The sequence below is a fragment of the Nonomuraea lactucae genome (assembly GCF_003313395.1).
Taxonomy (GTDB): domain Bacteria; phylum Actinomycetota; class Actinomycetes; order Streptosporangiales; family Streptosporangiaceae; genus Nonomuraea; species Nonomuraea lactucae.
Genome location: NZ_QNFZ01001061.1, coordinates 24,171 through 32,222, shown reverse-complemented (window position 1 = coordinate 32,222; position 8,052 = coordinate 24,171). Strand labels below are relative to the sequence as shown.

Below are 8,052 nucleotides of genomic sequence, written 5' to 3'. Positions count from 1 at the left end.
CGGGACGCGCCGGCGCGGACGGCGCGGGCGGCGCGGGCAGCGCGGCGCGGTCCACCTTGCCGTTGGGGCTGAGCGGCAGCGCCTCCAGACGGACGTAGGCGGTGGGCACCATGTGGTCGGGGAGCAGCGCCTTGAGTGCCGTGCGCGGGTCGGCGTCGGGAACGTCGGTGACGACGTAGGCCACGAGCCCGTCGCCGCCGGCCACCACCAGCGCCTCGCGCACACCTGGCTGCTCGCGCAGCACGGTTTCGATCTCCCCGAGCTCGACCCGCTGGCCGCGAATCTTGATCTGGTTGTCGATGCGGCCGAGGAACTCCACAGCGCCGTCGCGGCGCAGCCGGGCGAGGTCGCCGGTGCGGTAGAGGCGGGAGCCCGGAGAGCCGTAGGGGTCGGGCAGGAAACGCTCAGCCGTCAGCGCGGGCCTGGCGTGATAGCCCAGGGCGAGCTGAACCCCGCCGATGTGCAGCTCGCCCGGCACACCGAAGGGCACCGGGCGCAGCCGCGAGTCGAGGATGTGGATGCTGGTGTTCTGCACCGGGTGCCCGATCGGCAGGTCAGGCACGCCGGGCAGGCACCGCCACGCCGTCACGTCCACGGCCGCCTCGGTCGGTCCGTAGAGATTGTGCAGCTCGGCCCGCGGCAGCCGCTCGAAGAAACGGGCGGCCACGCCGGGCAGGAGTTCCTCCCCGCTGCAGATCACCCGGCGCAGCGACGCGCACGCCTCGATGCCCTCTTCCTCCAGGAAGGCGGCCAGCATCGACGGCACGAAGTGCATGGTCGTCACGCCGCTGCCGATGACGAGATCGCGTAGGTAGGCGGTGTCGCGGTGACCGCCCGGCGCGGCCAGCACCAGGCGGGCACCGGTGATGAGCGGCCAGAAGAACTCCCAGACCGACACGTCGAACCCGGCGGGAGTCTTCTGCATCACCACGTCGGCGCCGGTCAGGCCGAAGGCCCGCTGCATCCAGTCGAGCCGGTTGCCGATGGCCGCGTGGGTGTTGGGCACTCCCTTGGGCCGGCCGGTCGAGCCGGAGGTGTAGATCATGTACGCGGGGTGAGCCGGGCTCCCCAACGCGAGCGCCGGGCCGTGCGGCGGCCCGTCCGTCGGACCACCAGGCTCCTCGGGGGCCAGGGTCACGATCCCGGTCTCGGGCAGCCGCTCGCGTACCGCCTCCTGGGCCAGCAGCACGACGGCCTGGGCGTCGCGCAGCATGAAGTCCAGCCGGTCCCGCGGGTATTCGGGGTCGAGCGGCACGTAGGCGGCTCCGGCCTTGACCACGGCCAGCAGGCTGACCACCAGCTCGACGGAGCGCTCGGCGCAGACCGCGACCCGGGTGCCGGGCCCCGCCCCCAGCGCGCGCAGGCGGTGCGCCAGCCGGTTGGCGCGGCGCTCCAGCTCCGCGTAGCCGAGCCGCTGGTCACCGCACTCCAGGGCGACGGCCTCAGGGGTGCGCGCGGCCTGCGCCTGGAAGAGCTCGCCCAGCGTCCTGTCCCCCGGGAACGGCAGGCGCGGCCCGCGGGCGAAGGCCAGAACGCGCTCGTGCTCGTCGGCCGTCAGCATCTCCAGTTCCGACACCCGCAGGTGCGGGGCGGCGGTGGCGGCGCGCAGCAGGGCGGTGAAGTGGGCGGCCAGGTCTTCGACGGTGGCCCTGGACAGCAGGTGGCGGTTGAAGACGAACAGCCCGTCGAGCCCGGCGCGCCGCTCCGTGAGGAAGAGCTCCAGCTCGAAGGGGGCGGCCATGGCCGCCATCGGGAACGGCTCGACCTCCAGGCCGGGCCAGGCGGCCGTGTCCTCGGCGTAGCTCTGCAGGGCCAGCGCCACCTGGAAGACCGGGGTGCGCGAGATGTCGCGAGCCGGCCCCAGCTCCCCGATGAGCTGCTCGAACGGCAGCCTCTGGTGCTCGAAGGCGTCCAGCGCGGTACGCCTGACCCGCGTGAGCAGCTCGGCGAAGGGGGGATCGCCCGCCAGGTCGGCCCGCATGGGCAGCATGTTGACGAACGTGCCGATGAGCTGCTCCAGCTCGCTGCGGGGGCGCCCGCCCACCGGCGTGCCGATGGCGAAGTCGCTCTGACCGCTGTGACGGCCGAGGAGCACCTGGTAGACCGCCAGGACGACCATGTAGAGCGTCGCGTCGTGCTCCCTGGCCAGGTTCGCTGCGGAGGCCAGCAGGTCGGGGCCGAGCTCGAAGGCGCAGGAGTCGCCGTCGAAGGTGGCCACGGCCCCGCGCCGCCCGTCCAGGGGCAGGTCGATGGGCGGTACCCCGGCCAGCCGCTCGCGCCAGTAGGCCAGGTCCGCCTCATCGGCCGGGCGGGTGCGCTGCCACAGCGCGAAGTCGCCGTACTGCACGGCGGGCTCGGGCAGGTCCTCTCCCGCGTAGAGCGCGCGCAGTTCCCCGGCGAGGATCTCCAGCGACCAACCGTCACCGGCGACGTGGTGCAGCGTCACCAGCAGCACGTGGTCGTCGTCGGCCAGCCGCACGAGCAGGGCCCGCAGGGGCGGCTCGGTGGCGATGGCGAAGGGCCTGGCCAGCTCCGCGCTCAGCGCGTCGCGGGCGCCGGCTTCGTCATCGGCGCTCCGACGGCGCAGCTCGACGTGGCGGAGGTCGTCCACCTCGACCCGGGGCCGTCCGTCGCGGTCGGCGGGGAAGCGGGTGCGCAGTATCTCGTGCCTGGCCACGACCGTGTCGAGGGCGAGCTGGAGCCGGTCGGCGTCGAGCCGGCCGCGCAGGCGCAGCACGAGGGGGATGGTGTACGCGGCGGTGCCGGGAGCGAACTGCTCCATGAACCACAAGCCCTCTTGCGCGAACGAGAGGGGTACCTCGGCGCCGGGGTCGCGGCGCGGGATGCCGGTGGGCCTGGCGCCGGATCGGCGGCGCAGGCGTTGCTCCAGCAGGGCTCGTTTGGGGTCGGAAAGCTTGACGTCACCCGAGGGCGGCCCCGGTAAGGAGCTCACTCCCGCCTCACTTTCTGATGGGGACAGCAGAAGATGGATGAACGCATTCATACATCATTAATCCGGCCATAGTCGATGCATGGACCGCGATACCTGTCCGGTTCCGGTCAGCGCCCGGGTGCACCGGCTCCGGCGACACCCGGGTCGCCCGCGCCCGAGCGCACGAGTTTTCGGCCGCCGGGCGCCGCCATTAGTGCCGCGGGCCGGAAATGGCCTCCGCAGGTCAGGGTGGGGGACAGGTAACCCTGTCGAGGCGGTGACAATGCCAGCCATTGTCTGTCCCCGCGGGCGGTGATTGCTTGGTGGTCGTTCGCCAATTCCCGGCCAGAACGGACCACATCATGCTGCCACTCGTCGGTTCCGGAGCCTCGCGAAGCCTGTTCGGATACGGAGGGAGAATGCTCGGCCGTTCCACCCGGAGCGCCGCGTACCGCGACTTCAGGCGCGCCTACAACACCTGGAGCGCGGCCAGGCCGGGGCCGTACCAGAAGGTGATAAGAAACGCCGAGGACGGGCGCCGGGCCGTCCGCGAGTATTTCGCGCTGCTCCGCGAGACAAAGTTCCTGGACAAGCCGGACGATTCATTCCGTCTCCTGCTCTTCCCCGAATTCGCCTTCAATGTGTTCGAGGATATTTCGAATCCGGCCGAGAGGTTCTCGCACGGCGCGCATTCACCGCTGAACACGGAGACCGTCGAGGCGATCCGCGACGGCTTCCGCGCCGAGGCGGCGAAGCTGCCTCCGGGGTTCCTCATAGCCGTCGGGGGCATCGCGCACGACACGGGCGAGCATGCCCCGGACGGCAAGATCATGGGGATGAACGTCGGGTTCCTCATCGAGTCCGGCGCGGACCGCCCGTATGTGATCATGTCGAAGTATCACCACAGCGTGATCGACCAGTGGCCTGACACGTTCACCCCCGTGCCGGGGAGCGGCCCCGTCGATCTGGAGATCGCCGATCCTCGGGGCGGCAGGCCGGCCCGGCTCTCCTTCGTCATCTGCCTCGACGCGGCCAAGGGCCCCTTCACCAGGCTCATGGCCCGTGCCGACATCATCGCGATCTCGGGATACGGCATCCCGGCGGAGTGGGAGCGCGAGTGGCTCCACAACCGCAGGATCAGCGAGCACGCCGAGGTCGCCGCGAACGACTCGGCGCCCGTGGGCGCCATCACCGGCAAGAGCGGCATCCTGGCCCAGGCCCAGGTGCCGCGGCATCCGTGGCTCAAAGGACTGCACTCGCTCACGGGCCAGAACTGGCTCGGCGACGCCCTGCTGTGGGCCTACGACACGTTCCTGGGGCTGCGCCCGGACGAGGCGCTCGCCAGCGATCCCGGGTTCGTCCGCCTCGGCACCTCCAGGGCCACCAAGGGAGGCCTGTACGTGACCGTCTCCGACGAGCGGCCACTCCCGCCGGAGACCGTCTTCGACACCGAACGGCCCGCCGGGAGCAAGGACACCGACGAGGGCTGACCCTCACCGCTCCCCGTCCCCCACCGCCCGCGAGCCCGCGGTGGGGGACGCGTCCTGTCGTCAGTGCGCGCCGGCGGGCGCCTGGAGGAGGTCGTCGACGTCGCGGACGAAGGGCGGTTCCTTGATCCAGGTCATCGCGACGGCGGCGGCGGCGAGCAGGAAGCCGGCGAACATGATGGCGTTGGTCGGATCGCCGCCGAGGACGCTCTCGAAGATCCGGCCGAAGGTCACGGTCTGGATGAGCATCGGCACGACGATCATCATGTTGATGATCCCCATGTAGACGCCGTAGCGCGTGGACGGGATCATGCGCACGGCCATGATGTACGGGACGCCCATGATCGAGGCCCAGGCGATGCCGAGACCGATGATCGGGACGAAGAGCAGGTACGGGTTGGTCACGTTGGCGAAGATGATCAACCCGACCGCGGCGCACATGAGGCAGAGGATGTGCACCCACTTGGCGCCGCGCCGGCGAGCCAGGCTGACGAGCGGGAACGCGACGCAGAACGTGACGATGTTGTACCAGCCGTTGACGAGGCCGGTCCATGAGACGGCATCGGCGTACCCGGGGTCGGCCGCGGTCACGCCGTAGACGGATTCGGCGATGGAGAGCGAGACGAACTGCCAGTAGCAGAACATGGCATACCACTGGAAGAGGTAGACCAGCGCGAGCTTGCGCAGCTCGCCGGGCATCTCGACGATGGCGTCCCAGATCTCCCGTATCGCGCTGCCGAGGCCGCCCCTCTTGGCCCGGATCACCGCCAGCTCCTCGTCGCTCGGCGGGAGCTCCGGTGTGGTGAGCACCGACACCAGGACCGTGGTGATGGAGCAGACCGAACCGAGCATGAACGATCCGACGACCCAGTAGGGGATACCGGCCGACGTCGCCCCGCTGATGAGGCTCTGGAAGCCGAACAGCGAGACGTTGGCGAGAGTGATCCCGAAACCGGTGAAGAAGCTCTGCGCGAGGAAGCCCTTGGCCAGTTGCGACGGGGGGAGCCGGTCGGCGATGAACGCGCGATAGGGCTCCATGGCGGTGTTGTTGCTGGCGTCGAGGAGCCAGAGGAGCAGCACGGCCATCCACAGGGCGGCGACGAACGGGAACAGGAACAGGCAGATGCTGCAGCCGATCGCGCCGACGATGAAGTACGGCTTGCGCCGGCCCCACCGCGGGCTCCAGGTGCGGTCCGACAGCGCTCCGATGATCGGCTGGATGACCAGACCGGTGATGGGGCCGGCCAGGTTGAGCAGCGGCAGCTCCTCCGGTGAGGCTCCGAGGAAGTTGTAGATGGGGTTCACCGCGGTCTGCTGCATGCCGAAGCTGTACTGGATGCCGAAGAACCCGAAGTTCATCAGCAGGATCTGCCGCATGGTCATCAGCGGCTTCTGCCGCACGATGGTGATGTGCGGCATGGGCGTCCGCGTCGTCGTCATCGGGCACCCCCATGGGCCCGGCGCCGCGCCAGGTAGCCGTCCAGGCGGTCGAGTTCGAGCTCCCAGCCCTTGCTGTGGTAGCCGGCGACCTCCGGCTCGAAGGGCCCCTGGACCACGCGCACGAGGGTGTGGTCGCGCCCCGTCTTGGTGAACTCGACCCGCAACTCCAGCGGCACGTCCGGGTCGATGCCGGGGTCGCCGGTGATCCGCTGGCGCGCGACGAAGACGTCCGGCTCGAAGTACTCGGTGAACACCGCGTCGGTGGTCACCCGGGCGGTGGGGTCGTTGTCACGGACCTTGACGTGGTGGTGACGGCCGCCCGCCCGCAGGTCGGACGTGACCGTGTCCGGCTCCACGTGCCAACCGGGACTCCCGCGCCACTGCGCCATCTCCTCCGGAACCGTCCAGGCCCGGAACACCTCCGGCCGCGGGTACTCGTACTCCCGCTCGGCCACGACCATCACGTTGGCGGCCATGGGCCCTCCAGCCCGGCAGCGGCCGGTCACCTGCCCGGCCGGCCCTCACCCCTCTCTCCGTAGAATCCCCCCGGGACGCCGGATCTGTCCAGCCCATGAATGCCCAGGTCAGGGCGGTGGACCGGGCGCGACGTATCGCGTGGGCTCTCCAGGTACTGGCATGATGCCGATCATGCGGTTAGCTGCTCCCCTCATTGTGGCCTGTGCGCTGTTCTCCCTCTTACTGTCCGGCACGGCGAATGCGGCCACTCATCCCATCAGGGATCCCGTTCTGACCAAGAACAAGCTGTACGGCACCGGCGAGCTCGAACCGAGCGAGTGCCGGGAGCGCCACATCAAGCGGAAGCACGTCCCCTCCGCCAAGCGATACATCACCTCGGTGCTCAACTGTCTCAACGCCTCCTGGCAAGCCCATTTCGAGCGCGCCGGACTGCGGTTCGCCAAGGCCAGGGTCGGATTCATCACCAAGCCACGGCGTTTCTGCGGGCATTCGTGGGACAAGAACGTCGCGGCGATGTACTGCGACACCGACCGGCGCTTCCTCGTCCTCCTGGATGACGAGATGCTCGCGAACCCTGGGGACCTGTTCCTCTTCAAGGTGGTCGCCCACGAATACGGGCATCACGTTCAGCAGGTCACCGGGATGGCCCGGGCGTTCCAGCGCTACCCGTACAAGGGCAAGAGCGAGCTGAACGAGCAGATCCGGCGTAGCGAACTCCAGGCCGAGTGCCTGGCGGGCGCCTTCATGGGCAGCGTCTGGGACTCCCTCGACCGTACGAAGGGCGAGTGGGAGGACCTGCTGGACGTCACTCTCGTGAGTGGCGACGAGTGGGCCAAGGCCCGGGACCATGGTAAGGGCCGCAACATCGCGGCCTGGCTGAAGAGAGGTTTCCAGGCCGCGTCGCCCGACGCGTGCAACACCTGGACGGCCCCGTCGTCCAAGGTGGCCTGAGCCCCGCAGGCGGACGCGCCGCCGCCGGCGCCCGCGAGCTCGGCAGGCGCTCGCGGGCGCTGGTGACGGCGCGTCCCCGGGGTGCGGCTCAGTTCACGCAGTCCTGGTTCCTGAGGGTCAGGGCCATCTCCTCCAGCTGCTTTCGCCGGTTGACCCCGAAGTAGTAGTGGGCCTTCTTGTTGCCCGGGACGCTCACGTAGTAGCCGTTCACCCTGTTCACCACCTGGGGATAGGCCTTCTTGATCTGGCTGAGGGTGGAGCCGACGCCGATGCCCTTGGGCGTGCGCACGCCGGCCGGGGCGAAGATGACGGCGACGCCGCGCCGCTTCGAGATGAAGAGGCCCACCCGGTCGCTCGGGTTGCGGTGCGCCTTGTAGTCCCATCCGGAGCACTGTCCGGGCCGCTTGTGGACGATCTTCCCCGTGGCTCTGGCCTGCTTGGCGGTCATCCCCAGCTTGACACCGCCGTAGCCGTACGGCCCGAAGGCGCCTTGCGCCGCGGGGGCCTTGGCGTCCGGCGTCGCCGCCGCGGGGAGCGCGGCCGTCGTCAGTGCGGCGGCGATCAGCACCGCCGTCACTGCCGGGCGCCTGATCAACCGGCCTTTCACCTGCATCCCGTTCATCCCCCGCTTCTCTGACGGATCGTGGTGTTCCATCTCTTTGATGAGCGGTGGCAGTGAAAAGTTCGGGAGGTCTGAGGGTGGGCAGGGCGCTGGGATGCTGGGGACGGGTGCCCGGCGTCCTGCTCAAGTTCGGCCGGCCGCTA

Annotated in this window: 6 protein-coding genes; 2 read left to right on the top strand and 4 right to left on the bottom strand. The window is 69.9% G+C overall.

What is annotated here, in order from left to right; translation table 11 throughout:
- The coding region (locus DQW85_RS42095) for an amino acid adenylation domain-containing protein (protein WP_113705324.1) at positions 1-2,953 on the bottom strand (2,953 nt) is incomplete at its 3' end.
- A 398-nt stretch (positions 2,954-3,351) separates the two neighbouring features.
- Here DQW85_RS42095 and DQW85_RS42090 point away from each other — a divergent pair.
- Positions 3,352-4,422 carry a hypothetical protein gene (locus tag DQW85_RS42090; RefSeq protein WP_113705323.1) on the top strand — a complete coding sequence of 357 codons (1,071 nt, stop codon included), beginning with the start codon at positions 3,352-3,354 and terminating at the stop codon, positions 4,420-4,422.
- Between the two features lie 60 nt (positions 4,423-4,482).
- Here the strand turns inward: DQW85_RS42090 and DQW85_RS42085 are convergent, their stop codons facing one another.
- Both DQW85_RS42085 and DQW85_RS42080 read right to left on the bottom strand, forming a co-directional pair.
- Complete coding sequence (locus DQW85_RS42085; protein WP_205315818.1) at positions 4,483-5,859, bottom strand: MFS transporter; 1,377 nt, start codon at positions 5,857-5,859, stop codon at positions 4,483-4,485.
- A complete protein-coding gene (locus DQW85_RS42080; RefSeq protein WP_113705321.1) occupies positions 5,856-6,335 on the bottom strand; it encodes an SRPBCC family protein in 480 nt (159 codons plus the stop codon). The genes DQW85_RS42085 and DQW85_RS42080 overlap by 4 nt, the downstream gene beginning before the upstream one ends.
- 172 nt (positions 6,336-6,507) lie before the next feature.
- Between DQW85_RS42080 and DQW85_RS42075 the strand changes: the two genes are divergently transcribed.
- Positions 6,508-7,287: a neutral zinc metallopeptidase gene (locus DQW85_RS42075; RefSeq protein WP_162795813.1), complete on the top strand. Its 780-nt coding sequence runs from the start codon at positions 6,508-6,510 to the stop codon at positions 7,285-7,287.
- 88 nt (positions 7,288-7,375) lie between these two features.
- Here the strand turns inward: DQW85_RS42075 and DQW85_RS42070 are convergent, their stop codons facing one another.
- Complete coding sequence (locus DQW85_RS42070; RefSeq protein ID WP_113705319.1) at positions 7,376-7,909, bottom strand: hypothetical protein; 534 nt, start codon at positions 7,907-7,909, stop codon at positions 7,376-7,378.
- Between the last annotated feature and the right edge of the window lie 143 nt (positions 7,910-8,052).